General features: G+C 40.2%; 1 protein-coding gene. It reads left to right on the top strand.

Going from position 1 to position 691, the window contains the following annotated elements; genetic code table 11:
• On the top strand, positions 1–691 hold a 691-nt coding region (locus tag J7R13_RS08590; RefSeq protein WP_208438289.1), incomplete at both ends, for a hypothetical protein.

The raw sequence follows: 691 nt of genomic DNA, 5'->3' as shown, positions 1-691 counted from the left end.
GCATTAAAAGACTTTGCTGATGTTAAGGCTGGTGATCTTGGTGGTTTTATAGAAAAGGTAGATAATCTCTCTCATGAGGGCAATTGCTGGGTTTATGATGATGCATGGGTTTATGGGCATGCCCGTGTTTGTCACAATGCAAAAATACGTCATAACTCTCAAATCTGTGGTCATGTCTATGGCAATGCTGAGGTCTATGGCAAGGCTTTTATCTCTCAATATGCAAAAATTTATGACAATGCTTGTGTCTATGGCATTGCCCATGTGGCTGGTTATGTTTATGCCAATGCCCATGTGGGAGGGAGCGCCCGTGTTTATACAGAAGCACATATTTATGACAATGCTCACCTTTCTCATAATGCGTGGGCTTTTAATTATGCAAGGGTTTATGGGCATGCTCAGGTTTCGGGTTCTGCCTGTGTTTACAGCCATGCTAAGATTTATAATTATGCTGTTGTTAATAGCCGTGCAAAAATTTACGGCAAGGTTTATGGCAATGCTAGCGTGGGGGGCAATGCTGAGGTTTATGGTTCTGTTTATGGCAATGCGAAGATCTATGGTTATTTACATATTAGTGGTAATGTATATGGCAATAAAAGAATAAAAAGACGTAGCATGATTTCTTTTGTTCCCAGAAATTGTGAGGTTTATGAAGGCGATAATATTGTTAAAACGGTCGCTGAAGTAGCAT

This window comes from Bartonella taylorii 8TBB (genome assembly GCF_902825155.1).
Lineage (GTDB): Bacteria > Pseudomonadota > Alphaproteobacteria > Rhizobiales > Rhizobiaceae > Bartonella > Bartonella taylorii_A.
The sequence above is the reverse complement of the archived record's forward strand: the minus strand, read 5'-3'. Positions and strand labels throughout refer to the sequence as shown.